The sequence below is a fragment of the Lelliottia sp. F153 genome (assembly GCF_002870005.1).
GTDB lineage: Bacteria > Pseudomonadota > Gammaproteobacteria > Enterobacterales > Enterobacteriaceae > Enterobacter > Enterobacter nimipressuralis.
Window position 1 is genome coordinate 37743 of record NZ_PKFT01000007.1, and the last position, 25212, is coordinate 62954.

General features: G+C 56.0%; 22 protein-coding genes. 9 read left to right on the forward strand and 13 right to left on the reverse strand.

Translation table 11 applies throughout. The features are described from left to right. Positions 1-56: 56 nt before the first annotated feature. The 3 genes from F153LOC_RS15575 to F153LOC_RS15585 form a co-directional block, all read right to left on the reverse strand. Positions 57-1379 (reverse strand): MFS transporter, encoded by a 1323-nt coding sequence (locus F153LOC_RS15575; protein WP_100778501.1) that lies wholly within the window; start codon positions 1377-1379, stop codon positions 57-59. 274 nt (positions 1380-1653) lie between these two features. Next, the gene (gene yhjD, locus F153LOC_RS15580; protein WP_100780794.1) at positions 1654-2679 is read right to left on the reverse strand and encodes an inner membrane protein YhjD; all 1026 of its coding nucleotides are present in this window, start codon (positions 2677-2679) and stop codon (positions 1654-1656) included. A gap of 52 nt (positions 2680-2731) precedes the next feature. Continuing rightward, positions 2732-3631: a LysR family transcriptional regulator gene (locus F153LOC_RS15585; RefSeq protein ID WP_102105276.1), complete on the reverse strand. Its 900-nt coding sequence runs from the start codon at positions 3629-3631 to the stop codon at positions 2732-2734. 119 nt (positions 3632-3750) lie between these two features. Here F153LOC_RS15585 and F153LOC_RS15590 point away from each other — a divergent pair, with 119 nt between their 5' ends. Next, entirely contained in the window at positions 3751-4509 is a 759-nt protein-coding gene (locus tag F153LOC_RS15590; protein ID WP_102105277.1) for an SDR family NAD(P)-dependent oxidoreductase, read from the forward strand. Positions 4510-4513: 4 nt separating this feature from the next. On the opposite strand, the gene F153LOC_RS15595 is transcribed toward F153LOC_RS15590, so the two are convergent. Next, positions 4514-5053: a GNAT family N-acetyltransferase gene (locus tag F153LOC_RS15595; protein ID WP_102105278.1), complete on the reverse strand. Its 540-nt coding sequence runs from the start codon at positions 5051-5053 to the stop codon at positions 4514-4516. Between the two features lie 148 nt (positions 5054-5201). Between F153LOC_RS15595 and F153LOC_RS15600 the strand changes: the two genes are divergently transcribed. Then, positions 5202-6797 (forward strand): STY4199 family HEPN domain-containing protein, encoded by a 1596-nt coding sequence (locus tag F153LOC_RS15600; protein WP_102105279.1) that lies wholly within the window; start codon positions 5202-5204, stop codon positions 6795-6797. A 39-nt stretch (positions 6798-6836) separates the two neighbouring features. Here the strand turns inward: F153LOC_RS15600 and F153LOC_RS15605 are convergent, their stop codons facing one another. From F153LOC_RS15605 to F153LOC_RS15615, 3 genes are all read right to left on the reverse strand, one after another. Then, a complete protein-coding gene (locus F153LOC_RS15605; protein WP_100778506.1) occupies positions 6837-8486 on the reverse strand; it encodes an alpha,alpha-trehalase in 1650 nt (549 codons plus the stop codon). A gap of 278 nt (positions 8487-8764) precedes the next feature. Then, complete coding sequence (gorA, locus tag F153LOC_RS15610) at positions 8765-10117, reverse strand: glutathione-disulfide reductase (protein WP_102105280.1); 1353 nt, start codon at positions 10115-10117, stop codon at positions 8765-8767. 71 nt (positions 10118-10188) lie between these two features. Next, on the reverse strand, positions 10189-11031 hold the full coding sequence (locus tag F153LOC_RS15615; protein WP_100778508.1) for a 23S rRNA (adenine(2030)-N(6))-methyltransferase RlmJ: 843 nt from the start codon (positions 11029-11031) through the stop codon (positions 10189-10191). A 184-nt stretch (positions 11032-11215) separates the two neighbouring features. Between F153LOC_RS15615 and prlC the strand changes: the two genes are divergently transcribed. Together prlC and rsmJ are read left to right on the forward strand one after the other, a co-directional pair. Further along, positions 11216-13258, forward strand: a complete 2043-nt coding sequence (prlC, locus tag F153LOC_RS15620; RefSeq protein ID WP_100778509.1) for an oligopeptidase A — start codon at positions 11216-11218, stop codon at positions 13256-13258. A gap of 8 nt (positions 13259-13266) precedes the next feature. Then, on the forward strand, positions 13267-14019 hold the full coding sequence (gene rsmJ / locus F153LOC_RS15625; RefSeq protein ID WP_102105281.1) for a 16S rRNA (guanine(1516)-N(2))-methyltransferase RsmJ: 753 nt from the start codon (positions 13267-13269) through the stop codon (positions 14017-14019). Positions 14020-14105: 86 nt separating this feature from the next. On the opposite strand, the gene uspA is transcribed toward rsmJ, so the two are convergent. Further along, positions 14106-14543 (reverse strand): universal stress protein UspA, encoded by a 438-nt coding sequence (uspA, locus tag F153LOC_RS15630; RefSeq protein ID WP_003861223.1) that lies wholly within the window; start codon positions 14541-14543, stop codon positions 14106-14108. Between the two features lie 282 nt (positions 14544-14825). Between uspA and uspB the strand changes: the two genes are divergently transcribed. Next, entirely contained in the window at positions 14826-15161 is a 336-nt protein-coding gene (gene uspB / locus F153LOC_RS15635; RefSeq protein ID WP_095283811.1) for a universal stress protein UspB, read from the forward strand. Positions 15162-15198: 37 nt separating this feature from the next. Here uspB and F153LOC_RS15640 read toward each other — a convergent pair whose 3' ends face one another. From F153LOC_RS15640 to pitA, 3 genes are all read right to left on the reverse strand, one after another. Next, a complete protein-coding gene (locus F153LOC_RS15640; RefSeq protein WP_102105282.1) occupies positions 15199-15606 on the reverse strand; it encodes a hypothetical protein in 408 nt (135 codons plus the stop codon). After that, positions 15584-15973, reverse strand: a complete 390-nt coding sequence (locus F153LOC_RS15645; protein ID WP_199174676.1) for a polymorphic toxin type 44 domain-containing protein — start codon at positions 15971-15973, stop codon at positions 15584-15586. Before F153LOC_RS15645 ends, F153LOC_RS15640 begins: the two co-directional genes overlap by 23 nt. 189 nt (positions 15974-16162) lie before the next feature. Then, complete coding sequence (gene pitA / locus F153LOC_RS15650; RefSeq protein ID WP_100778511.1) at positions 16163-17662, reverse strand: inorganic phosphate transporter PitA; 1500 nt, start codon at positions 17660-17662, stop codon at positions 16163-16165. 230 nt (positions 17663-17892) lie between these two features. Here pitA and F153LOC_RS15655 point away from each other — a divergent pair, with 230 nt between their 5' ends. The 3 genes from F153LOC_RS15655 (at position 17893) to F153LOC_RS15665 (ending at position 22803) form a co-directional block, all read left to right on the forward strand. Beyond that, positions 17893-19083, forward strand: coding sequence for an NAD(P)/FAD-dependent oxidoreductase (locus F153LOC_RS15655; RefSeq protein ID WP_102105283.1), 1191 nt, complete (start codon positions 17893-17895; stop codon positions 19081-19083). Between the two features lie 142 nt (positions 19084-19225). After that, positions 19226-21649 (forward strand): DUF3772 domain-containing protein, encoded by a 2424-nt coding sequence (locus F153LOC_RS15660; protein WP_100778513.1) that lies wholly within the window; start codon positions 19226-19228, stop codon positions 21647-21649. 128 nt (positions 21650-21777) lie between these two features. Beyond that, complete coding sequence (locus F153LOC_RS15665; RefSeq protein ID WP_102105284.1) at positions 21778-22803, forward strand: TerC/Alx family metal homeostasis membrane protein; 1026 nt, start codon at positions 21778-21780, stop codon at positions 22801-22803. A gap of 75 nt (positions 22804-22878) precedes the next feature. On the opposite strand, the gene F153LOC_RS15670 is transcribed toward F153LOC_RS15665, so the two are convergent. Next, positions 22879-23538 carry an HAD family hydrolase gene (locus tag F153LOC_RS15670; RefSeq protein WP_100780795.1) on the reverse strand — a complete coding sequence of 220 codons (660 nt, stop codon included), beginning with the start codon at positions 23536-23538 and terminating at the stop codon, positions 22879-22881. A gap of 240 nt (positions 23539-23778) precedes the next feature. Here F153LOC_RS15670 and F153LOC_RS15675 point away from each other — a divergent pair, with 240 nt between their 5' ends. Further along, a complete protein-coding gene (locus tag F153LOC_RS15675) occupies positions 23779-24306 on the forward strand; it encodes a C40 family peptidase (RefSeq protein ID WP_102105285.1) in 528 nt (175 codons plus the stop codon). Here the strand turns inward: F153LOC_RS15675 and F153LOC_RS15680 are convergent. Then, complete coding sequence (locus F153LOC_RS15680; RefSeq protein WP_100778516.1) at positions 24303-25097, reverse strand: SDR family NAD(P)-dependent oxidoreductase; 795 nt, start codon at positions 25095-25097, stop codon at positions 24303-24305. The genes F153LOC_RS15675 and F153LOC_RS15680 overlap by 4 nt on opposite strands. Positions 25098-25212 lie beyond the last annotated feature (115 nt).

A 25212-nucleotide genomic window follows, 5' to 3' on the forward strand; every position in this document is an offset into this window, starting at 1 on the left:
CGAATGAGAGAGGGTGAACAGAAATAAAAACGGCAACCCGAGGTTGCCGTTTTTATTTATAACGACTGATGCCGCGTTTCGTGCGTCAACAGCAGCGCAATCAGCGTTAACCCTGCCATCGCCGCCAGATACACGCCCACGTAGAACAGCCCATAGTTCGCCTGCAGCCAGGTGGCGATATACGGCGCGACAGAGGCACCCAGAATCGATGACACGTTATAGGAGAACGACGCGCCGGTGTAACGCACTTCGGTCGGGAACAGCTCCGGCAGCAGCGCCCCCATCGGGCCAAAGGTCAGTCCCATCAGGCTCAAACCAATCAGTAAGTAAGCCATCACCAGCGCCGGGCTACCGGAACCCAGCAGCGGTGGGAAGACGAACAGTGCGAAGAGAATAATCAGCGACGTAATCACAATCATGCTTGAGCGACGGCCAAATTTATCCGCCAGCAGCCCGGCGATCGGCACCATCACGCCGAAACCGATCACCGCCATCATCAGCATCCACAGCACTTCATTGCGCGGCAGACCAAGGCCCACGGGGGCTGCTGCGGTACTGAAGGTCATGGAGTAGACCGTCATAATATAAAACAGCGTATAGGTCGCCAGCATAATGAAGGTGCCGAGTACCGTCACGCGAAGGTGTTTGGTCAGCAGCGTGCCCAGCGGGATTTTCACCTGCTTTTTCGCCGCCGCGACTTTGGCGAACACCGGTGTCTCATGCAGGGAAACGCGCACATACAGGCCGATCAGCACCAGCACTGCCGAGAAGATAAACGGAATACGCCAGCCCCAGCTCATGAACTGCTCGTCGGTCAGCAGCCAGGAGAGCAGCAGGAAGGTGCCGTTCGCGAAGAAGAAGCCAATCGGCGCGCCCAATTGTGGGAAAGAGCCGTACAGCGCGCGTTTACGCGGTGGCGCATTTTCTGTCGCCAGCAGCGCCGCGCCGCCCCACTCACCGCCAAGCCCCAGGCCCTGACCAAAACGCGCCAGCGCCAGCAGCATCGGCGCCAGAATACCGATTGTTTCGTAGGTCGGCAGCAGGCCAATCGCTACGGTAGAAATCCCCATCGTCAGCAGCGACGCTACCAGCGTCACTTTACGCCCGACGCGGTCGCCAAAGTGTCCGAAGACCGCCGAACCAATCGGGCGGGCGATAAAGGCGATGGCGAACGTTGCCAGCGATTGCAGCGTTGCAGCCGTCGGATCACCCTGCGGGAAGAAGATATGCGGAAAAACGATGACCGCGGCGGTTGCGTAAATATAGAAATCGAAGAATTCGATAGCGGTGCCAATCAGAGAGGCAACGACGACTTTATTACGCGAGTTTACCGGCGTGCTTTCCGGTTCTGAATCGAGAGTTGTGGCTGTGGCTTGCATAAAATTTTCTTATTGTTTGGTCTGACGAAAGGCCATATTACGCATAGCAAAAGCGACATTTCAATCTGTAACAAGGGCGCGAAGCGGTGAGAAAAGCAGCAAAAAGCGGATAATATTCAGGCTGACGAAATACCTTCCATGAAATGCTTCACAGAATTCAAATATCAGTTGATAAAACTGGTTTTTGGTTAAATAAAAGTTACAGGCTGGATTTATATGCTGAAATGGTGAATCGGGCTGAAACTTTGCATTCTTATTCAGCCCGATACGCCGTTTAGCGGTGGGTTTTGCCCGGCATTCGCGGGTCGTCTTTGTATTCGGCGGTGGCAATCCACGCGGCGCAGAACAGCGTCAGACGGGCGAAGAAGTAGAAGAACGCCATCAGACCGAGGACCGAGCCAAACGCCGCGCCAGACGGGGATTTCACCAGCGACGGCAGGGTGTACGTCATCACGATCTTAATCACTTCAAAGCCAATCGCGGCGATAAAGGTCCCACGGATCAGCGCTTTCTTGCGCGGACGGTGGCGCGGTAATCGCCAGAAGATCCAGAAGAACAGCAGATAGTTGGCAAAAATGGAGATCGCCAGACCAATCAGCCGCCAGGCGGGTTTCAGCCAGTCGATGTAATCCAGATAGAGCGCTGAAATGATCATCTGCTGCGCGGAACCGGCGACAGAGGTAATCGAAAGCGTCACCACCAGGGCAACCAGCAGGCCAATCAGCGACACGAAATCGCGGAAATACTTAATCCAGATTTTCTCCTGATCCTGCGGCTTGCGCTCCCAGACGTCGCGCGACTGGGCGCGAATCGCCTCGCGCAGGTTCCCCATCCAGTTGATACCGGAATAGAGGGCAATCAGCAGCCCGACAATCCCCACGGTGGTACGCTGCTGCACCGCAGTGTTGATGGTGCTTTTCAGGGTGCCGGCCAGCGTCGGGTCGCTCACGTTAACCAGAATCTTGTTGAAGATGTCCTGCAAGAGCGTCGGGTGCGAGGCGAGGACAAAACCCGCCGCCGCAAATGACACCATCATAATTGGAATCATCGACAGGAAGGAGAAGTAGGTAATGGCCGCACCAAACTGGTTGCCCATGCGGTCGTTGAAGCGCTCTGCGGCGCGGATCAGGTGCGCAATCATCGGACGGCGCTGAATCTTTTGCGCGGTTCCGGTGACGGTCTCCAGCGCTTTGGTGGCTTTAGCGGCTGAGGGGCTTTTTTGCGGCTCAGATTCCATCTTTTTGATGGGTTCGTATTCAAGTTCTTGAGTGGGTCGTTGCGGGTTGTTTTCCGGCGTCACGCGCATTTTCCTTTTTTCGTTTGGCGGGAATTTATTGAATTATAGCTCGCGACTAATCAACGTAAGCTTTCATTATCGTCGTCAGCCATTCCATGAACAGATGAACCCGCCGCGAGAGATTGCGACGATGCGGGTAAATCAGCGAAACCGGCATCGGTTCGGCGCGATATTGCGGCAGGATCTCCACCATTTTTTTGGCCTTTAGCGCCTCGCGCACGCCGACGCGCGGCACTTGAATAATCCCCAGTCCGGCAAGACACGCCGCGTGGTAGGTCTCGGTGCTGTTAACCGTTAAAATGCCGCCGGTCTTCACCCACTGGGTGGCATCGCCGTTATAAAACTCGAAACCCTGCGGGCGGGTACCCAGATTCAGCGCGTAATGAATTACCGCGTGGGAAGCCAGATCGTTCAGCGTCTCCGGATAGCCAAAACGCGCCAGATAGTCCGGGCTGGCGCAGTTAATGATCGACAGTTTACCCAGCGAGCGGGCGATTAAGCCCGAATCCTTCAGCGTGCCGACGCGTACTACGCAGTCAAATCCTTCGCGGATGACATCGACCATCCGATCGCTGCTGCTCAATTCCAGCTCAATGCCGGGGTACTGCTGTAAAAAAGCGGGCAGTTTTGGGATGACTAAATTTCGCGCAACGCCAACGGGCATATCGACGCGCAATCGTCCGCTGATGCTGGTGGGATCATGCTGGAAAAGACCGTCCAGTTCGTCGAGGTTTGCCAGCAGATCTTTTGCCCGCTCGTAATAGACCATACCGTCCTGCGTAAGGCTGACGCGGCGCGTCGTGCGGTGCAAAAGCTGAGTACCGAGCAGGTTCTCCAGCGCCTGAATCTGGCGCGATACGCTACCTTTAGGTAGACCCAGCGTGTCCGCGGCGCGAGAAAAACTCTCCAGTTCCGCCACGCGGATGAAGAGCTGCATTGCGTGAATTTTATCCATAGGCTGCGCTCATTATTGTTATTAATGAAACAGTGAAGCGTTTTTGACCCTCTTTATTGATTTTCTATCACCTAATAAGCTCTTTCTCAATCGCCATATCAAACGAAACGAGGTTTCTCATGAGTGAACGTATTGCATTAGTGACAGGTGGCAGCCGTGGGCTGGGGAAAAACGCGGCGCTGAAGCTGGCTGCGAAGGGAACCGGAATCATCCTGACTTACCAGAGCAGCCAGAAAGAGGCGCAGGATGTTGTGCGCGAAATTGAATTAAAAGGGGTGAAAGCGGTGGCATTGCAGCTGAACGTCGGGGATACCTCGACCTTCGAACGTTTTGTCGCTGAAGTCCGCTCCCAGCTTAAGCATGTGTGGCAGCGCGACACCTTCGATTATTTATTAAACAACGCCGGAACCGGGTTATATGCCCCGTTTGCAGAGACCACCGAAGCGCAGTTTGATGACGCCCTGAACGTCCATTTCAAAGGCCCGTTCTTCCTGACCCAGCGCCTGCTGCCGCTGATTAAAGACGGCGGGCGCATCCTGAACGTCTCCAGCGGCCTGGCGCGCTTTGCGCAGCCTGGCTCCAGCACCTATGCGGCAATGAAAGGGGCGATGGAAGTGCTGACGCGCTATCAGGCCAAAGAGTTAGGCGCGCGTAAAATCACGGCCAATATTATCGCGCCGGGTGCGATTGAAACCGATTTTGGCGGCGGGCGGGTGCGCGATAATGTCCAGATCAATCAGATGGTGGCGTCGAACACCGCCCTTGGGCGCGTCGGGCTGCCGGATGACATCGGTGATGCGATCGCCGCGCTGCTGAGCGATGAGCTGGGCTGGATGAACGCGCAGCGCATCGAAGTCTCAGGCGGGATGTTCCTGTAAATCGTTAACGGCGCTGTGCAGGATACTCATGTTTTAACAGGCTGAATATCCAGTCGTTTTGCCAGCGCTCAGCAAGCCAGTAGTTTTCACGCAGCTCGCCTTCCAGCACAAAGCCTGCTTTTTCCAGCAGGGCGCGGGAGGCGAGGTTGCCCACCGTCACCGTGGCGGTGAGACGGCGAATTCCCCCCTCATTAAACGCGTAATCACACACGGCGCGCAGCGACTCATATCCGTAGCCTTTCCCCTGTGCGTGTGGGTCGAAAATAAATCCCACTTCAGCACAATCATTATCTCTGTGAATATATCCGGTGGCACCCAGCGGCGTTTGGCTGGCGGTGTCGCGCACGATAAGGCACATCCAGTGCGCGCTGCCTGGTTCCCACGGCTGGAGGCGTGGCTCAAAAGCCTCACGGATCACCGCAATAGGGCGCTTTTCGGCGATAAATCGCATCACATCGGGGTTTTGTTGCAGCGACAGGTAAAACGGCCAGTCCTGCTCCTCAACGGGCGAGCATGTCAGACGCGAAGTGGTGAGTACCGGCATTCGAATTCTCCCATAACTATTTTCAATGATTATAGAGCTGTCACTTTATTTCTCCATAATCTCAGTTATGGTTTAACAGCACATAAATAAAAGAAAAAATTGCCTTTAAGGCCAGCTTATTCTGCTTTGTAGTACGTTAAGGAAAATGATGACATCGGGTACTTCACACCACATCCGTGAACAATTTGAACAGTGTATTGGCATTATTCGCCACGCCTCCGTGGAGATCTTACTGCTGCTGGATGTTCACGTCTCTGAAGGGAAAGATCCACGCTGGTTCCTGGAACAGCTTGATAATGCCCGCCTGGGTCTGGGCGGATGGGGACCGGTAGCAAAACGGCTGAATCTGAATGACGCCGAAATGTCGGAATTCACGCTCCAGTTACGCCTTTTGCAGCAGCGCGTTCCGCAATATGAAAGCGGCCAGGACGTCAGCCAGAACCAGCTGATTGCCGCCGTGCGTTTCGTCACGGCGCTGGAGCATCTGCGGTTGCAGCAGCCGCTGCTGGGCTACAACACCGACCTGGCGCCAGGCAATGAATCCCTGCAATTGCAGGCCCATAAGCAGGTGCGCGCCCTTGAGCTGATGATTAAATCCTTGATCATGCAGGCGTGGCCCGATCCGGTGCGGCTCAATAACCATCTGAAAACCCTCTTCAATGCCGACCGGGTCCGGCGCTGGCTGAAGAACAGCGAACGCAACGATGTGCTGAGCGGCATGCTGTTCAGCGAAATGGCGCAGATGCTGGTGGATAAGAAAGAATTTAGCCGCTACTACTCGTCGCTGTTTAATGACCGCACGAATCTGACGTTGCTCGTTGAGCCGCGTAAAACCCTGCAGACTTTCCTCGATGATATCCGCCAGATCCGCAATATGCTGACGGTGCAGCAGGCGCTCAGCTCGGCGCAACTTCTGCTGCTCGATAATTACTACGCCCAGATAGCGGGGCCGATTCAGCGGGCGTTTGAAGAGGGACGCACGCGCATCAACCCGACAGGGCTGATGGCGGTCGATGCCAGCGAACTGCACAGCTTCTGGGAAAATGCGCAGAAAATGGATCGGCAGACCGGCGGCGATCTGTTTGAAATTCGCGACAGCATTGAAAAACCGACGCAACGCACGCCGCGCACACCTGAACAGCGCGATCAGCTGATCTCTAGCGCGCTGTGGGGCGCCGTGGGGGTGATGGTACTCGCGATTATTGCAGGCGGAGTGTGGCTGGTGACCAGCGGCACGCCTTCGTCAGCGGCGGCGAATGTCAGCCCCGAGCCGCAGCAGGTGGCGAAAGAGATGCGCGAAGCGCCGTCCTCACGGGAAAAACTGACCCGTATGGGCGTGACCTGGGATGAGAACAATTTCCGCTCGGCCATCGATCGCAACGACACGCGTGCGGCGCTGCTGTTCCTGCAGGGCGGGATGGACTGGAAGCTGGCCTGGACCGAGCAGGCGATGTCCGCCGGGTACGATGACGTGCTGGAGGTGTTGCTACGCTATCGCCTGCAAATGGTAGAGCAGAAACCGTGCCGTCGGTTTATCGCCACGCTGAGCCATGCGATGTCGAACGGGGAGGCGATGACCTCCATGCGCAAGCAATATCTCCAGGCGTTCTGTACGGTGCCCGCCGTCGTGCAGCGTCAGAAATATGAAGCCGACCAGGCTAAGCGACGTGCTCAGGCGCAGCCGGATGCCAGCAGCAAAAAATGGCAGTCTATTCAGACCGCCATTTATGATGTGATTCGGTAAACCGGCTCCTGCCGCCCTCTCCCTTTCGGGGGAGGGAAATCACGGTTCGCCGTACAACCCAATCAACCGTCTCACCACGCCGTTGGTCCAGCCAAAACCATCCTGCAACGGATATTCGCCCCCGCCCCCTTCGCGCGGGGTGCTGCTGGCGATGTGATACTTCTCGATCAGCTTGTGGTGCGTTTTGTAGAAGTGATTCACCGTTTGCAGCCAGCTCCAGGCGATCTCATCGCCCAGCGAGTCATTGCCGTACTGCTTAAACCCCTGAATCGCCATCCACTGTAGCGGCGCCCAGCCGTTCGGTTTATCCCACTGCTCGCCCGTTTCGTGTTCGGTGGCGAGTATCCCGCCCGGCGTCAGCAGGCGTGCTTTCACCGTATCAGCCAGCCGGTCGGCCTGTTCGTGGGTAGACATCCCAACGTACAACGGCACAATGCTGGCGGCAGAGAACAGCCCCATCTCTTCCCGACGCCAGTCGTAATCGCGATAACAGCCGTTTTCGTCGTCCCACAGGAAGCGGTTCACGGCCGCGCGGCGGTCATTCGCTTTCTGGCGGAAGGCGGTTTCCGTCTCTTTATCGCCTTTTGCGGCGGAGATGTTGGCGATGGCGCTTTCCAGCTTAAACAGGAACGCATTCAGATCGATAGGGATAAACTGCGTGGTGCGAATGCTGGCGAGACGCCCGGCATCGCGCAGCCAGCGGGAGGAGTAGTCCCAGCCCGACGCCGCGCCCGCGCGCAGATCCCGATAGACTTCGTTTGGTGGTCGCCCCGAATGTTTGGCCGTTTCCACGTCTTCTATCCAGGACTCGTCACGCGGCGTGTCGCGGTCGTCCCAGTAGCGGTTGAGCAGCGAGCCGTCCGGCATGCGCACCACGTGGCGATAGGCCTGATTCAGCACCAGCGATTCCGCACCATCCATCCAGAAGGCATACTCCATCAGCAGGTGGTCCAGATAACGTTTCGCTCCGCGCACGCCGTCTTCTTCGAACAGCTCAACCATCAGGGCAAAGACCGGCGGCTGTGAGCGGCTGAGATAATAGGTGCGATTCCCGTTAGGAATATGGCCGTAACGTTCAATCATCCACGCAAAGTTGTCGGCCATACACTTGAGCAGGTCGTTGCGCCCGCTCTCCGCCAGCCCGAGCATGGTGAAATAGGAGTCCCAATAGTAGGTCTCGCTAAAACGCCCACCGGGGACGATGTACGCCTGTGGCAGCGCCAGCAGGGATGACCACGGAATATGGTCCTGCGGCTCGCGCGTCAACACTGGCCACAGATTATCAATGTGCTCTTTCAGCGAAAGACTCGGGTCTGAGACATACTCAGTGGTCAGCGACTCGGGCATCCAGAAGTGGTTTTCGACAAAGCGCTTCAGGTCGAAATCCCGGTGGCGTCGCACCTTACGGTAGCGAATAAGGATATCGAGCGGATCCATTTTCGGCGCGCAGTCGGGGAAGGTTTTGCTATCAGCAAACAGACGCGTCGACTGAACGTGTTCAAAGAGTTCTAGATAGCGATCGGCAGGCGTGAGCGCGTCAGACGCGGGCAGCCCTTCGATCATTTCGGGTTCCGGTTCCGCCTCGATCATCTCATCCAGTTTCAACTCGCAGGGATCGGTTTCGTAGCGAATCTCTTCCGCAATCTCGAACTCGACGATATCTGCAGCGTGTAATTTCTGGTTGAACATGGTGGTTAGGACCTCCGGTTTGCGTCGTCACACATACGGGTGTTTCCCGGGCATCTTCTAAGCTTAGACACTCGCTTCGGTGTGTGAAGGACGAAGTGTGCGGTGGATCACGTTTTGGTTTATCGCCTGGTTTGAGTAAATCAGGGGTATCTGTTTGATTTTTCGGTTTTTAATCGCACTGATAATCGCGAGAGGCGCCAGAGAAATTCAGAGCATTCGTTTTGCAACGATTTATGAATGATCAAACAAAATGCCCCTCGGGAGAGGGGCATTGGGGATTAACGCATGGTGACAAACTCTTCCGCCGCGGTCGGGTGGATCGCTACGGTATTGTCGAAGTCTTTCTTGGTGGCACCCATTTTCAGCGCCACCGCGAAGCCCTGCAGGATTTCATCCATGCCGAAGCCGATGCCGTGGATACCGACGATTTTCTCTTCCGGGCCGACGCACACCAGTTTCATGCGGCACGGCTGGCGGTGAGAGGTGACTGCGGTGTACATCGCCGTAAAGGACGATTTATACACTTTCACCTGGTCGTCGCCGTGCAGCTCGCGCGCCTGCGGCTCGGTTAAACCGACAGTGCCGATTGGCGGGTGGCTGAAGACCACGGTCGGGATATTGCTGTAATCCAGATGCTCGTCCGGCTTGTTGTTGAACAGACGCTCGGACAGGCGACGACCAGCGGCGACGGCAACCGGCGTCAGCTCGACCGCACCGGTGTTATCACCGACCGCATAAATTCCTGGAACACTGGTGTTCTGGAACTTATCGACAACGATGTAGCCTTTGTCGTTGGTTTTCACGCCGGTCACGGCCAGGTTGAAATTGTCATTCGCCGGTTCACGGCCAATCGCCCAGATCAGGCAGTCGACGGTCTGGCTGCGGCCATCTTCCAGCTCCAGCGTCAGGCTGCCGTCGGCGTTTTTCACCACCGCTTTTGGCACGGCGTTGGTGTGCAGTTTTGGCCCTTCGGCGTTCATCACTTCAACCAGCGTCTCTACGATCAGCGGATCAAAGCTGCGCAGCGGCGCGTGTTTACGCACGAACAGGTGCGCTTCGGCGCCCAGGCCGTTAATCACGCCTGCCAGTTCAACGGCGATGTAACCCGCACCCACTACTGCTACGCGTTTTGGCAGCGCAGGCAGTTCGAAGAAACCGTCGGAGTCGATGCCGTACTCCACGCCCGGAATGTCCGGGTGGCTCGGACGGCCGCCGGTGGCGATCAGGATATGATCGGCAGTGATCGTCTCGCCGTTCACTTCGATCGTTTTCGCATCGACGAAGCGCGCAAAGCCACGGATCACATCGACATTGTTTTTGCCCAGCACGTTGTCATACGAAGTATGGATGCGGTCAATGTAGGCGGTACGGCTGGCAATCAGCTTGTCCCAGTCGAAGTGATTGATGGTGGTGTCGAAACCGTAATCCGGGCCGTACATATGGATGGCCTCGCGGATTTGCGCGGCGTGCCACATCACTTTTTTCGGTACACAACCGACGTTCACGCAGGTGCCGCCCAGCTCTTTGGCTTCAATCAGCGCACATTTTTGGCCGTACATGGCTGCACGGTTAATAGAGGCGATACCGCCACTGCCGCCGCCAATGGCGATGTAGTCATAATGCTTGCTCATGGGTCATATCCTTAATTTCTGATTGCCGCGATTGTATACCTGAAATCAATAGGTTCCACCGATGACTGCGATTACTCAGGCACGATCCAGCTGACGGTCGCGTGGCCATGACCACTCGGCACCAGCGTTTTGTGCAGCCACGGCAGCACGTTGTTCATTTGCGCTTCGAGCTTCCACGGCGGGTTGATCACGATCATCCCGGACGCGGTCATGCCGCGCTGATCGCTGTCCGGACGCACCGCCAGTTCGATCTGCATGATTTTGCGGATACCGGTCGCTTCCAGCTCTTTGATCATACGTTTGATTTGCGCGCGCAGGACCACCGGATACCACAGGGCATAGGTGCCGGTCGCGAAGCGTTTGTAGCCTTCGTTGATGCCGGTCACAACGGCCTGATAGTCGGTTTTAATTTCATACGGCGGGTCGATCAGCACCAGACCGCGACGGGAGACCGGCGGCAGTTTGGATTTCAGCTGCTGGTAGCCGTCGGCTTTTTCCACACGTGCGCGGTCATCCTTCTGGAACTCGGAACGCAGCAGCGGGAAATCGCTCGGGTGCAGCTCAGTCAGCTGGAGGCTGTCCTGCTCACGCAGCAGCTGGCGCGCAATCAGCGGCGAGCCAGGGTAGTAGCGCAGTTGGCCGCTGCGGTTGAAATGGTTCACCACGCTGATGTACGGCTCCAGCTCAGCCGGGAGATCGTCCTGCTGCCAGATGCGGGCGATACCTTCCAGATATTCACCGGTGCGCTCCGCGTGCTGGCTGCTGAGCTGGTAGCGGCCCGCGCCCGCGTGGGTGTCCAGATAGAGAAACGGCTTATCTTTCTCTTTCAGAGATTCAATAATCAGACTCTGAACGGTGTGCTTGAGGACATCGGCGTGGTTGCCCGCGTGGAAGCTGTGGCGATAACTGAGCATGGGTAAAGGTGTTCCAGGTAATAAACGATTTGCCACAGTTTACAGCAGAACGCTGCAGATTACCCGTAGGCCCGGTAAGTGCAGCGCCTGGCATTGAAATTCACTACACTTATCCCCATTACAGAAACAATATGCCCAGCGCCGGATGCGCGCTTCATTCACCTCATTCAACAGGACAGCGCTTATGACCAATCCATTACTCACGCCTTTTTCGTTGCCGCCCTTTTCTAAAATCCTCCCTGAACACGTTGTCCCGGCTGTAACTCAGTCGCTGGATAATTGTCGCGAGGCGGTAGAGCGAGTGGTCGCGCAGGGCGCGCCGTACACCTGGGATAACCTGTGCCAGCGCCTGGCGGAAGTGGATGACGTACTGGGTCGCATTTTCTCGCCGGTGAGCCATCTTAATTCGGTGAAAAACAGCCCGGAACTGCGCGAAGCCTATGAACAAACCCTGCCGCTGCTCTCTGAGTACAGCACCTGGGTCGGCCAGCACGAAGGGTTGTATAACGCCTATCGCGATCTGCGCGACGGCGAAAACTACGCAAAACTGGATACTGCCCAGAAGAAAGCGGTCGATAACGCGCTGCGTGATTTTGAGCTGTCAGGCATTGGCCTGCCAAAAGAGAAACAGCAGCGCTACGGCGAAATCGCTGCGCGTCTGTCTGAGCTAGGCAACCAGTACAGCAACAACGTACTCGACGCCACCATGGGCTGGTCAAAACTGATCACCGATGAAGCCGAGCTGGCAGGTATGCCGGAAAGCGCGCTGGCCGCCGCCAAAGCGCAGGCCGAAGCGAAAGAGCAGGAAGGCTATCTGCTGACGCTGGATATCCCGAGCTATCTGCCGGTGATGACGTACTGCGACAACCAGGCGCTGCGTGAAGAACTCTACCGCGCGTATAGCACCCGCGCCTCTGACCAGGGGCCGAACGCCGGTAAATGGGACAACAGCCCGGTAATGGCCGAAATCCTCGCCCTGCGTCACGAGCTGGCGCAACTGCTGGGCTTTGACAGCTACGCCGAAAAATCCCTCGCCACCAAAATGGCGGAAAACCCACAGCAGGTGCTTGATTTCTTAACCGATCTGGCAAAACGCGCGCGTCCACAGGGTGAAAAAGAGCTGGCCCAGCTGCGTGCATTCGCTAAAGCGGAGTGCGGCGTTGATGAGCTGCAGCCGTGGGATATCGCCTATTACAGCGAAAAACAGAAACAGCACCTCTACAGCATCAGCGACGAGCAGCTGCGCCCGTACTTCCCGGAAAGCAAAGCCGTGAACGGCCTGTTCGAAGTGGTGAAACGCATTTACGGCATCACTGCGAAAGAGCGTCACGACGTGGAAGTGTGGCACCCGGAAGTGCGGTTCTTCGAGCTGTACGATGAGAAAAACGAACTGCGCGGCAGTTTCTATCTGGATCTGTATGCGCGAGAAAACAAACGTGGCGGCGCGTGGATGGACGACTGCGTCGGCCAGATGCGTAAAGCGGACGGCTCGCTGCAAAAACCGGTCGCCTACCTGACCTGTAACTTCAACCGTCCGGTAAACGGCAAACCGGCGCTGTTCACGCATGACGAAGTGATCACTCTGTTCCATGAATTCGGTCACGGCCTGCACCATATGCTGACCCGTATCGAAGCGGCGGGCGTTTCTGGCATCAGCGGTGTGCCGTGGGATGCCGTCGAGCTGCCGAGCCAGTTTATGGAAAACTGGTGCTGGGAGCCGGACGCACTGGCGTTTATCTCCGGTCACTACGAAACCGGCGAACCGCTGCCGAAAGCGTTGCTGGATAAAATGCTGGCGGCCAAAAACTACCAGGCGGCGATGTTTATCCTGCGTCAGCTGGAGTTCGGTCTGTTCGATTTCCGTCTGCACGCCGAGTTCAGCCCGGAGCAGGGCGCGAAAATCCTCGAAACCCTCGGCGAAATCAAGAAGCAGGTGGCGCTCATTCCGGGTCCATCGTGGGGCCGTTTCCCGCATGCCTTCAGCCATATCTTCGCGGGCGGTTATGCGGCGGGTTACTACAGCTACCTGTGGGCAGACGTTCTGGCAGCCGATGCGTTCTCTCGCTTCGAAGAAGAGGGGATTTTCAACCGCGATACCGGTCAGTCGTTCCTGGATAACATCCTGACGCGCGGCGGTTCCGAAGAGCCGATGGAGCTGTTCAAACGCTTCCGTGGCCGCGAGCCGCAGCTCGATGCGATGCTGGAACATTACGGAATCAAAGGCTAATCGCGTTCGTGAAAATTTGTTTGATAGATGAAACAGGCGCCGGAGACGGCGCCTTATCTGTTCTGGCTGCCCGCTGGGGGCTTGAGCACGATGCCGATAATCTGATGGCGCTGGTGATGACGCCGGAACACCTGGAACTGCGCAAATGCGATGAGCCAAAGCTTGGCGGGATCTTTGTCGATTTTGTGGGCGGTGCGATGGCGCATCGCCGCAAGTTTGGCGGCGGTCGCGGTGAAGCGGTGGCGAAGGCGGTCGGCGTGAAGGGCAGTTATCTGCCGGACGTGGTGGACGCGACGGCAGGGCTGGGGCGCGATGCCTTTGTGCTGGCGTCTGTAGGCTGCCGTGTGCGGATGCTTGAGCGTAACCCGGTGGTCGCTGCACTCCTTGACGATGGTCTGGCGCGTGGCTATGCCGACCCGGAGATAGGCCCGTGGTTGCAGGAACGCCTGCAGCTGATCCACGCCTCCAGCCTGACGGCGCTTACAGATATCACGCCGCGCCCGCAGGTGGTCTATCTCGATCCGATGTTCCCGCATAAGCAGAAGAGTGCGCTGGTAAAGAAAGAGATGCGCGTGTTTCAGTCGCTGGTGGGACCGGATTTGGATGCGGATGGATTGCTCGAACCCGCACGCCTGCTGGCGACCAAACGGGTGGTGGTGAAGCGCCCGGACTACGCACCGCCGCTGGCGGATGTGGCAACCACCAACGCGGTGGTCACGAAAGGGCATCGGTTTGATATTTATTCGGGCACGCCAGAATAACAAAGCCCGGTGACGTTTACGCTCACCGGGCCTACACATCTGATCATCGGCCGGGCAAACGCTAGCGCCGCCCGGCAATGTCAAACTTACTCGTCTTCTTCATCTCGCAGCGGAACAATCAGCATATCCACGTGGACGGTGTTGATCAGCTGGCGCGCGGAGGACATCAGTTTGCTCCAGAAATCCTGGTGATGGCCGCAAACGACCAGGTCCATATCGTATTTCTTAATCGCATCAACCAGCACCTGACCCAGATCGCCGCTGCCGCTGAGGGTTTCGGTGATCGGATAGCCTGCGTTGGTGGAGAGCTCAGACAGCGCGTGGTGAGTCTCTTCGGAGATGCGTTTTTGCATATCGCCAAGATTGACGTCGATAAGACCGGTGTAGAGATCGGAGTAATTCACATCAACGTGAATCAAAGAAACTTTCGCGTTGTATGGGCGTGCCATGGATACCGCTTTATCAACCAGCACTTTGCTCTCCGGGGAGAGGTCTACCGCGATGAGAATGTGTTTGTAAGCCATAGTGTTACTCCTTCCTTAAGTTATCGATGACTATCAGGTAAGCCGTCGCCTTTATGTCTTCATTACGGCCCAGTTCAACAAATTTTTCAAGCTTTGGTGTTGATAACGATTAACCTTGTGGCAAAAAAATTAACGGATCTCCTACACTATTTAATGAGCCGTTCGGATATTAAAACGTGAACCCGATCGACTTTCGTCATTCTTTCACTGATCTGTCTGTCAGGGCATTGGGGTGCGGTTGTCCAGAGGCCTTGCTTCGTGGGCGGGCGCCGGGGAGGAAGTATGATTAGCACCGTCGCATTGTTTTGGGCGTTATGTGTGGTTTGCATAGTGAATATGGCGCGTTATTTCTCATCGTTACGCGCGCTGTTAGTGGTACTTCGTGGTTGCGATCCGTTGCTTTATCAGTATGTGGATGGTGGAGGCTTCTTCACGTCGCATGGACAGCCCAGCAAACAGATGCGTCTGGTGTGGTACATCTACGCCCAGCGCTATCGCGATCATCATGACGACGAATTTATCCGTCGCTGTGAGCGCTTGCGTCGTCAGTTCATTTTAACCAGCGCCCTGTGCGGGCTGGTGGTGGTGAGTATGGTGGCGCTGGTCATCTGGCACTGAGTGAGCAGGAGGCGGGGTGATGCCCGCCGTCCTGTGATCAGGGTTTAACGGTAAACCGAAGATTGGATACCTCATCCCGCAATGAGAAAACATTCCCGCTATATGAAATTGTCACTTCTCCATTTTTTTCAACGCTGGCACTGGTAATACTTCCTGTCCCTTCAAGGAAAGGCGTTATCGTTTTTAGCTGGTGCAGCACATCCACATCTTCCCCGTGGATCTCCGAGGAAAGATAGTAACGGTAGAGAGTAGGCACCGTCGCGCCGCCGCTGCTGTTGATGGTCATATAGAGCCAAACATGATCTGATAGCTTATAAGCTCTCTGCAGTTCGTCGCTGTCCCTGTTATCAGGCTGGTGATTGAGCCACAAAAAGCCTGCAACCAAAATAACCAGTGAAAGTGTGACCAGCCGATGTATCCATTTAATAGCCGTTTTGAATGGCATAATTTATTCCGTCTCTGATATTGCGTTGGTCAGTAGGGTCATCGCCATAGGGCGGTTTTTCATACCATTTTCCCCATTGTGGCTTCGAGGTACCTGCACGTCCCTGGGCCCATCCCGCTCCCATCAGTAAGATATTTGCAGGGATACCGGCTGCTGTTCCTGCCGCACCGAAATTAAAATTTCCAAAAGCCGCGAAGTAGGGATCAAATTTTTTGTAATCCCACGGGCCGCCATTCCTGACTTTTTGATAGAACCAATAATAGGTTGAGGCTGTTGCCATATTGCGTGACATTCCGCGCAGGCGGGCTTCCCGCATGTTGTTGGCGATAACGATAGACCCCGGCCCTGGGGTGGGTACAGAAGCCATTTTCCTTCCTCTAATCTTTTCTTTTTTTATGGTGAGGTTCGAGAGGATAAGCAGTAAATGGCGTTTCTTCTGTACAAAAAAAGCTCAGATTATTCTAATGTCATCAGCATGTTGGAAGCTAAATTAAAATGAGTGCAAAAAAAAAAGCGGGTCAGTTTCCTGACCCGCTTTTTCATTGCTTATCCTGCATTAAATCAGTTTCAGCGAGATCCAGTACAGACCGCCTGAAAGCAGAATGGACGCCGGGAGGGTGAAGACCCAGGCCATCAGGATGTTGGTCACGGTTTTACGCTGCAAACCGCCGCCATCAACAATCATCGTACCGGCAACCGAAGAAGACAGAACGTGGGTCGTTGAAACCGGCATACCGGTGTAGCTCGCCAGACCGATAGAAACAGCCGCTGTCATCTGCGCGGACATACCCTGCGCATACGTCATGCCTTTCTTACCAATCTTCTCGCCGATGGTGGTCGCCACACGACGCCAGCCAATCATGGTGCCGATACCCAGTGCCAGCGCGACCGCCATGATGATCCAGATAGGCGCGTACTCGATGGTATTGAGCATATCGCTTTTCAGTTTCTTCAGCAGACGCTGGTCATCAGCGTTCACTTCCGGCAGCTTCGCCACTTTATCGGTCACATCAGAGATGCACAGCATAATGCGACGCATCTGACCACGTTGTTCTACGGTCAGTTTGTCATAGCTTTCGATATCGCCCAGCATCCCTTTCGCACGTTCCAGCGCGTTAATCGCGTTGGCCGGGTGGCAGTGGAACTCGCCCGGTGCGGTTGCAGCGCCTGGCTCTGGAGAAGGAATCAGCTGGTCAACGCCGGTCGCTTTCTTCAGCAGATCAGGGTGCTGCTGGAAGTAAACTTCGACGTTGTTGACGGCGTCACGAGTACGGGTGATTTCGTATCCGGTGGCATTCATGTTAACCACGAAACCTGCCGGAGCCACGCCAATCAGAACCAGCATGACCAGGCCGATGCCTTTCTGACCGTCGTTTGCGCCGTGAGAGAAGGCGACGCCGATAGCGGAAATAATCAGTGCAATACGGGTCCAGAACGGTGGCTTCTTCTTGCCATCTTTCTTTTCACGCTCTGCGGGTGTCAGGTGGATACGGGCGCGTTTTTTGGTACCGCTCCAGTAACGACGCAGGATGAAAATCAATCCACCTGCCACGACCAGACCCACAATAGGGGAGATAATCAGGGAGCCGAAGATCCCGACAACTTTAGGAATGTTCAGCGCATCAACCACAGACGTACCGGTCATGAGGGCATTGGTTAAACCGATACCGATAATCGCGCCAATCAGCGTATGAGAACTGGATGCAGGCAGGCCGAAATACCAGGTACCGAGGTTCCAGATAATGGCGGCAAGCAGCATTGAAAACACCATGGCGAGACCATGGCCTGAACTCACGTTCAGTAACAGGTCCGTTGGTAGCATGTGCACAATGGCATAGGCTACGCTGAGACCTCCGAGGAGAACACCAAAGAAGTTAAAGACAGCCGCCATAACAACCGCAACTTGCGATCGCATTGCGCGAGTGTAGATAACCGTTGCGACTGCGTTCGCAGTGTCGTGGAAGCCGTTGATAGCTTCGTAAAACAGTACAAATGCCAGAGCAAGCAATAGTAAAAGCCCGGTATGTAAATCCAGACCAGCAAACAAATGTAGCATAGGACGTTACGCCATTTTGGAGGACATGAACGCGGCGCATTATCCAGGACAAATGCGCAACGGGCAAAGTGAAATATAGCTTTTTTTTGATATACCTTCTGCTTTGTTTGCGTCTGGTAAAGAAATATATTTTATATTTCAATTAAATGACTGACATATCGGTTTTTTGCGCTGGTGCGACCACATAGGAAACTTTACAATTCGAGCCTGTTAAACAAGAGGATTTCGACGTGGAAAGGTTTGATGCCGTAATTATTGGCGCCGGTGCGGCGGGAATGTTCTGTGCGGCCATGGCCGGACAGGCGGGTCGTCGTGTGCTGTTGCTCGATAATGGCAAGAAACCCGGCCGCAAGATCCTGATGTCTGGCGGGGGGCGCTGTAACTTTACTAATTTATATGTCGAACCCGCCGCATATTTGAGTCAAAACCGTCATTTTTGCAAATCTGCTTTAGCGCGCTACACCCAGTGGGACTTTATCGATCTGGTCGGTAAACACGGCATTGCGTGGCACGAAAAAACGCTCGGTCAGCTGTTTTGCGATGACTCCGCGCAGCAGATTGTCGATATGCTGGTGGCCGAATGCGAGAAGGGCGGTGTGACCACACGCCTGCGTACCGAGGTGCTGAGCGTCTCGCGTGACGACAGCGGCTACACGCTGGAGCTGAACGGTGACACGGTCGGCGCGGACAAACTGGTGATCGCCAGCGGTGGTCTGTCGATGCCGGGGCTGGGCGCAACGCCGTTCGGCTATAAAATCGCCGAACAGTTTGGCCTGAAAGTTCTGCCGACCCGCGCCGGTCTGGTGCCGTTCACCCTGCACAAACCGCTGCTGGAGCAGCTTCAGACCCTTTCCGGCGTGTCGGTGGCGTCGACCATTACCGCCGAAGACGGCACCCTTTTCCGCGAAAACCTGCTGTTCACGCACCGCGGCCTGTCAGGCCCGGCCGTACTGCAAATCTCCAGCTACTGGCAGCCGGGGGAATTTGTGACGGTGAATTTAGTCCCGGACTGCGATCTGGCGGCGTTCCTCGATGAACAACGCGCCGCGCATCCGAATCAAAGCCTGAAAAACACGCTGGCGATGCAGCTGCCGAAGCGTCTGATTGAGTGCCTGCAACTGCTGGGGCAGATCCCGGACGTCACTCTTAAGCAGCTCAACGTGCGCGATCAGCAGGCGCTGGTCGAGACGCTGACCCACTGGCGCGTTCAGCCAAACGGCACCGAAGGCTATCGCACGGCGGAAGTGACGCTTGGCGGCGTGGACACGGATGAACTCTCGTCCCGTACGATGGAGGCCCGTAACGTCCCTGGGCTCTATTTTATTGGTGAAGTGATGGATGTGACAGGCTGGCTGGGCGGATATAACTTCCAGTGGGCCTGGGCGAGCGCCTGGGCCTGTGCGCATGCACTGGCGGAATAAGCGGCATCGAAAAAGCCCGAAGTCATTCGGGCTGATATCGAGAGAATACGGACTTTCCCGCTACTCTTCCTGCAATTAGCAGGTATCCTTAGGGATCTGTTGTTGGTCGTTCATTTTTCGATTTCGCGGATCTCACCACACTATGCAAAAAATGTTAAGAATGCCGCTGCTACTGGCATTGTTGTCGTGTCTGATACTGACGCCCTTGTTCTCTCATGCAGACGACGCGCCAACGCAAACCGAGGCGGAGCAGCCTGTAAAGGTCAACGTCAGCACGGCGCTGCCTGCGCTGCAAAAGCGCCTGGATACCCTCAAGCAGCAGGTCTCTGCGGTCAAAACCGACAAGAAATTCACCGCCCTGAATGACGATGCCCTTAAGCTTGCCGAAGACGCGAACAAACTGGCCGTTATCCTTGCGCCGCAGCTGACGCAGATTCAGGCGCAGCTCGACGTACTCGGCCCGGCGCCCGCTCCGGGCACCGTTACCGAAACGGCGCAGGTGGTTGGCCAGCGTAAGCAGCTTAATAACAGTAAAACGCTGCTAACGACCCAGATTGAACAGATCAAAGCCATCGCCGTTAACGCCCAGAATCTCTCCAGCCAAATCTACGGGCTGCGCCGTGATGCGCTGAAAACGCAGATCGCCCTGAATACTGGCAGCATTTTGGGGGAGAAATTCTGGTCGCCTTTGATTTCCCCTAACGAAAAAGACACGCAGCGGTTTGACGAATTCGGCTCGCAGATCGGCGATGCCTGGGATCAGGCCTGGAGCGAAGACTGGTATATCGGTTCCGGCTTCTATCTGCTGTTAGCGCTGGTCATCGGCCTGTTCGGGCGCAAGGCGCTGGACAAACCGATGAACTGGATCTTGCCGCGCTGGCTGCCGCAGGGACGTTTTCGCCGCAGCTTCCTGGCCTGTTTCACGACGCTGAGCACCACGGTGACGCTCGGCATCAGCATGCAGCTGCTGTGCTATATCTTCACACGTTTGCCAGACACGTCCCGTCTGGTGCTGGATTTTGCCGATCAGCTGGTAGAGCTGACCTATTTCTCGGCGGTGATTGCCGGGCTGGGTATCGCGCTGCTGTCGAACAGCCATCCGTCGTGGCGTCTGCCGGGTATCGCCGATTCACTGGCGAAAACGCTCGCCTCGTTCCCGATCCTGCTGGCGGCGTTTATCTTTATCTTCGGCATTATCGAGCAGCTCAACGGGCTGGTCGGGTCGAGCATTGATGCAACGCTGTTCGGCAACGGCTTGTCAGCGCTGCTGGTGGCGCTCAACTGCCTGATCGCCCCCATCCGCGTTAACCGTATGCGCCGTAAAATGCGCGCCGAAGGCGAGCAAACCGAGGCGCGCTCGACGATGGCGGGGCTGATCCACCTGGTGATCAGCCTGACGGCGTTTGTCATTCTGATTGCCCTGCTGATCGGCTACATCCCGCTGGCGCGATTTGTTACCTTCGAACTGCTGTGGATTGGCCTGGTGGTCAGCTGCCTGTACCTGCTGATTCATTTCGTGGTGGATTTGTGCGAGGCCGTGTTCTCGCCCACGACCCACAGCGGCAAGATTTTACAAAGCACCCTCAGCCTCAATGAGCGCCATCTGTCGCTGGCCTCCACTCTCTTCTCTGCGCTGGGTAAAACCACGCTGCTGCTGATGGCCGTGGTGGCGCTGCTGAACGGCACTTTTGGCACCACCACGCCGCTCGAATTAGTCAGCAAAATCGCGGATATCTGGGGCGGTAAGGGCCTCGAGAGCATGAATATTATCCCGGCGCACGCAGTGAATGCCGTGGTGTGCCTGGTGGTCGGGTGGTATATCCTGCGCTCCTCGCGCCGCTGGTTGGATCACGATTTCCTGCCGAAAACCACGATGGACAGAGGGCTTCGCGCCTCGCTGGTGACGCTCTTTACCAACGTCGGCTACGTGCTCCTGATTATGCTCACCCTGTCGATGCTCGGCATTGAGTGGAACCGTCTGGCGTGGATCGTCAGCGCTCTGTCGGTCGGTATCGGTTTTGGCCTGCAGGAGATTGTGAAGAACTTTATCTCCGGCCTGATTCTGCTGACGGAACGCCCGGTGAAAGTGGGGGATCTGGTGAGTATCAGCGGCGTCGAAGGGGATATTCGCCGCATCAACGTTCGTGCGACAGAGATTCAGCTCGGCGATAAATCAACGGTGATCGTGCCGAACTCGCAGCTGATTTCCCAGAACGTGCGTAACGCTACCATGGGCAATGCGCAGGGCGTGGCGACCATCACGCTGACCTTCCCGCTGGATATCGATCCGGAGCAGGTGCGCAATTTGCTGCTGGAGGCCTATAGCCTGCATGAGTCGATTCTGGAAGCGCCCGCGCCGTCGGTCAGTTTCAAGGAACTGGGGCCGAACGGGATTGTGCTCAGCGTGACCGGGTATGTAAACAGCCCGCGCATGGTCAGCTCCACGCGCAGCGATTTGCTGTATGAGATCCTCAAAATGCTGCGTGCGGCGGGCATTAGCCTGAGCCAGACTCAAACGATGGTGCTGGAGCAGCCGCATAAAATCACGCCAGTGGAAGAGGCGTAAACTCTCATTTATCCCGTCGCAGCCTGACGGTGATAAACTTCTTCAGGGCCGGCAACGGCCCACTTTTCAATTTGTCTGTTTTTTGAATTCTGCATGGTGTGTGTTTTGTTCTTAAAAAGGGTTGTGTAATGACATCTGCTCATCTCGGTTTCCCGACGGAAACCGTTGTTGTATTCGTGGTGATGGCGGTGGGGGCGATGTTTATCGATCTCTTCATGCATCGTCACGACAAACCGGTCTCGCTGAAAAGCGCTGTGATGTGGTCCATTTTCTGGCTCATGTTAGCAATGGCGTTTGCCGGATTCCTGTACGTTCACCACGGCGCCGAAATGGCGAGCCTGTTCCTCACCGGTTATGCGCTGGAAGAGGTGCTGTCCGTCGATAACCTGTTCGTGATGATGGCGATTTTTGCTTGGTTTGGCGTACCGGATAAATACCGGCACCGCGTGCTCTACTGGGGCGTGCTCGGGGCGATTGTCTTCCGTGGAATTTTCGTGGTGATCGGCACCAGCCTGTTGAGCCTTGGGCCGTATGTCGAAGTGATTTTTGCGCTGGTGGTAGGCTGGACCGCGCTGATGATGCTCCGTCGTAACGAAGAGAGCGACGAGGTCGAGGACTATTCTCACCATCTGGCCTATCGGCTGGTTAAACGCTTTTATCCGGTCTGGCCGAAGATCAGCAGCAACGCGTTTCTGCTGACCCAGAAAGAGGTGGACGCCGAGCTGGAAAAACCGGAAAACCAGGATGTGATGGTGGGCCGCGTGAAGAAAGCGAAGCGCTACGCCACGCCGCTGCTGCTGTGTGTGGCGGTGGTGGAGCTGTCGGACGTGATGTTTGCCTTCGACTCCGTGCCCGCGATTATCGCCGTCAGCCGTGAACCGCTGATTATTTACAGCGCCATGATGTTTGCGATCCTCGGCCTGCGTACGCTCTATTTCGTGCTGGAAGCGATGAAACAGTATCTGGTCCATCTGGAGAAATCGGTGGTACTGCTGCTGTTCTTCGTGGCGTTCAAGCTGGGACTAAATGCGACCGACCACTTCTGGCATCACGGCTATAACATCACCGCGAACATGAGCCTGTTTGTGGTGTTGGGCGTGCTGGCGTTAGGGATCATTGCGAGCGTGGTGTTCCCCGGGAAACGAGCGGCCTGACGCCATTATCCCGGCTCTCTCCACAGTGAGAGGGGGCAAAAACTAAAACGGCAACCCAGGGTTGCCGTTTTGCATTTATTTAATAGGCGAATGACGTCGCGCTCTTGGCGGATGGAAATGCCGCCAGTGCGGGTCCTGCGCTGCGGCCAGCAGTTCATGATCCCCACGTGTATCGCCCCAGGCGCGCAGGTGGTAATCGTTCAGATTGCCGTAAACCCGCTCCAGCCGCGCCACTTTCTGCGCACAGCGACAGTTATGGCCGGTGATGCGGCCGGTCAGTTTCCCGTCCACCACTTCCAGCTGCGTACCAATCAGTTTAATGCCGAGCTTATCGGCCCACGGCTGCAATACCAGCGCCGGAGAGGCTGAACAGATCGTCACTTCCGCGCCGGAATTGACCTCCGCCGCCACGGCCATCACGCCTGCCGGGCGCATCAGCTTGCTCCAGTATTTCTCGCAAAACAGCTCGGCCTGCTGGCGCAGCCAGTGCTCGTCCACGCCCGTCAGGAACGTCCTCACCAGCACCTCTTTCAGCTCGTCGCGCGTCAGTTTACGGCGTACGCAGTTGATGGTAGGCAGCGCCATACGCACCAGACGCCCGGCAAAGTAGCGTTTACCAAAGGCAAAGCGCAGAAAGGGGATAAAGCTGTCGTGATGCGTCAGCGTTCCGTCAAAGTCGAAAACGGAAAGCACGCTGGATTTTGCCACTGCCTCATCGGCAATCATATTGGTCATAAATAGGTCTTTGCTGAAATACACATTCTGCACATTAGTTTACCTGCTTTACCTTCACAGTCCCGCAATCACGTACTTTTTTTTCGCAAAGTTGCGACCCGGCGGCAAAGTCCGTTTTTGGACCTCGCTGTGATTGGATGAAAAGTGAGCTGACTATATTATCGCCACCTCGAAAGCTGATTCGAGGGAACATTGCCCCCTCACGCGTAAGGAAGAATTCACTCACTTCTTAGAACCTTTATGATGTTTAGACTGCTAATTTCAACCCTGCTGTTAAGTGTTGCTTCGTTTTCCGCAATGAGTTTTGAACTGCCTGCCTCGATGTTATCGCAACAACATGAGCTGTCGTTTTCACCGGCAAAAACGTCGCTTGAGCATCAGGATACTGACCCGCTGCGTGGCCGTATGTTGACGCAATACCAAAAATGGAAAGGTACGCGCTACCTCTGGGGTGGGTCTACGCATCACGGCGTTGACTGCTCGGCGCTGATGCAACATCTGTTTAGCGATGCCGCTGACCTTTCGCTGCCGCGTACCACAGGCGAACAGATCAACCGTGGCGTGCAGGTGGCGGAATATCGCCTTAAAGCCGGGGATCTGATCTTCTTCCAGACGGGGCCGCACCGCCGTCACGTCGGTGTATATATCGGCGATCAGCAATTTATCCATGCCTCAACCAGCGCGGGGGTGACGGTTTCAACGCTGGCGAACCGCTACTGGCAGACGCACTTTATTACTGCCCGCCGGGTGACGGGCAGTGATGCCTAAATAATATCGTCCACGACGCCGCCATCCACGCGCAGTGCAGCGCCGGAGGTGGCGGACGCCTGGGTGGAACAGACATAAACCACCATATTGGCGACCTCTTCCACAGTCGACGCGCGCTGAATCACCGACGTCGGGCGATTGGCCATGACAAACTCTTTCGCCAGCTGCTCCAGCGGTTTGCCGGTTTTCTCCATTTCATCTTTCATCATCGCCGCAAACCCATCCGACATCGTCGGCCCCGGCAGGACGCTGTTCACGGTCACGCCGCTACCCGCCACGAATTTCGCCAGGCCGCGCGCCAGCGACAGCTGTGCGGTCTTCGTCACGCCGTAGTGGATCATATCCGCAGGAATGTTGCAGGCCGATTCGGACGAGATAAACACCACCCGACCCCAGCCTTTTTGCACCATGCCCGGCAGCAGGGCGCGCGACAGACGCACGCCGGACATCACGTTGGTCTGCCAGTAGCGATTCCAGGTGTCATCGTCGGTGGCGTAAAAATCTTCCGGCCCGTAAACCCCGGCGTTGTTCACCAGGATATCGACGTTCGACGCCACCTTCAGCACAGATTCCACGCCTTCAGATGTGCTGAGATCGGCGATTGTCGCCCGCACCTGTACGCCAGGCACCGCCTGCTGAAGCTGCTGAATACCGTTATTGACCGATTCCGCGCTGCGCCCGTTAATGATCACTTCGGCACCGCTTTCTGCCAGTCCGCGAGCGATGGCAAGCCCAATCCCGCCCGTTGAAGCGGTGACCAGCGCGACTTTCCCCGTCAGATCGATTTTCATGTTCTGTTCCTTATGATGATAAAAGTTCAGACCATAAAGCGTAGCAGTTCAGAGAGGAGGGGGATTTCAAACACGCGCAGTTTTGGCCGTTAATATTAAATAGAAGCGACAATGC

Excerpts from the sequence above, each read along its gene's own strand:
- F153LOC_RS15575 (WP_100778501.1), bottom strand. The coding sequence starts at position 1,379 with ATGCAAGCCACAGCCACAACTCTCGATTCAGAACCGGAAAGCACGCCG.
- F153LOC_RS15585 (WP_102105276.1), bottom strand. The coding sequence starts at position 3,631 with ATGGATAAAATTCACGCAATGCAGCTCTTCATCCGCGTGGCGGAACTG.
- F153LOC_RS15590 (WP_102105277.1), top strand. The coding sequence starts at position 3,751 with ATGAGTGAACGTATTGCATTAGTGACAGGTGGCAGCCGTGGGCTGGGG.
- F153LOC_RS15595 (WP_102105278.1), bottom strand. The coding sequence starts at position 5,053 with ATGCCGGTACTCACCACTTCGCGTCTGACATGCTCGCCCGTTGAGGAG.
- F153LOC_RS15600 (WP_102105279.1), top strand. The coding sequence starts at position 5,202 with ATGACATCGGGTACTTCACACCACATCCGTGAACAATTTGAACAGTGT.
- F153LOC_RS15605 (WP_100778506.1), bottom strand. The coding sequence starts at position 8,486 with ATGTTCAACCAGAAATTACACGCTGCAGATATCGTCGAGTTCGAGATT.
- gorA (WP_102105280.1), bottom strand. The coding sequence starts at position 10,117 with ATGAGCAAGCATTATGACTACATCGCCATTGGCGGCGGCAGTGGCGGT.
- F153LOC_RS15615 (WP_100778508.1), bottom strand. The coding sequence starts at position 11,031 with ATGCTCAGTTATCGCCACAGCTTCCACGCGGGCAACCACGCCGATGTC.
- prlC (WP_100778509.1), top strand. The coding sequence starts at position 11,216 with ATGACCAATCCATTACTCACGCCTTTTTCGTTGCCGCCCTTTTCTAAA.
- uspA (WP_003861223.1), bottom strand. The coding sequence starts at position 14,543 with ATGGCTTACAAACACATTCTCATCGCGGTAGACCTCTCCCCGGAGAGC.
- uspB (WP_095283811.1), top strand. The coding sequence starts at position 14,826 with ATGATTAGCACCGTCGCATTGTTTTGGGCGTTATGTGTGGTTTGCATA.
- F153LOC_RS15640 (WP_102105282.1), bottom strand. The coding sequence starts at position 15,606 with ATGCCATTCAAAACGGCTATTAAATGGATACATCGGCTGGTCACACTT.
- F153LOC_RS15645 (WP_199174676.1), bottom strand. The coding sequence starts at position 15,973 with ATGGCTTCTGTACCCACCCCAGGGCCGGGGTCTATCGTTATCGCCAAC.
- pitA (WP_100778511.1), bottom strand. The coding sequence starts at position 17,662 with ATGCTACATTTGTTTGCTGGTCTGGATTTACATACCGGGCTTTTACTA.
- F153LOC_RS15660 (WP_100778513.1), top strand. The coding sequence starts at position 19,226 with ATGCAAAAAATGTTAAGAATGCCGCTGCTACTGGCATTGTTGTCGTGT.
- F153LOC_RS15665 (WP_102105284.1), top strand. The coding sequence starts at position 21,778 with ATGACATCTGCTCATCTCGGTTTCCCGACGGAAACCGTTGTTGTATTC.
- F153LOC_RS15670 (WP_100780795.1), bottom strand. The coding sequence starts at position 23,538 with ATGACCAATATGATTGCCGATGAGGCAGTGGCAAAATCCAGCGTGCTT.
- F153LOC_RS15675 (WP_102105285.1), top strand. The coding sequence starts at position 23,779 with ATGATGTTTAGACTGCTAATTTCAACCCTGCTGTTAAGTGTTGCTTCG.
- F153LOC_RS15680 (WP_100778516.1), bottom strand. The coding sequence starts at position 25,097 with ATGAAAATCGATCTGACGGGGAAAGTCGCGCTGGTCACCGCTTCAACG.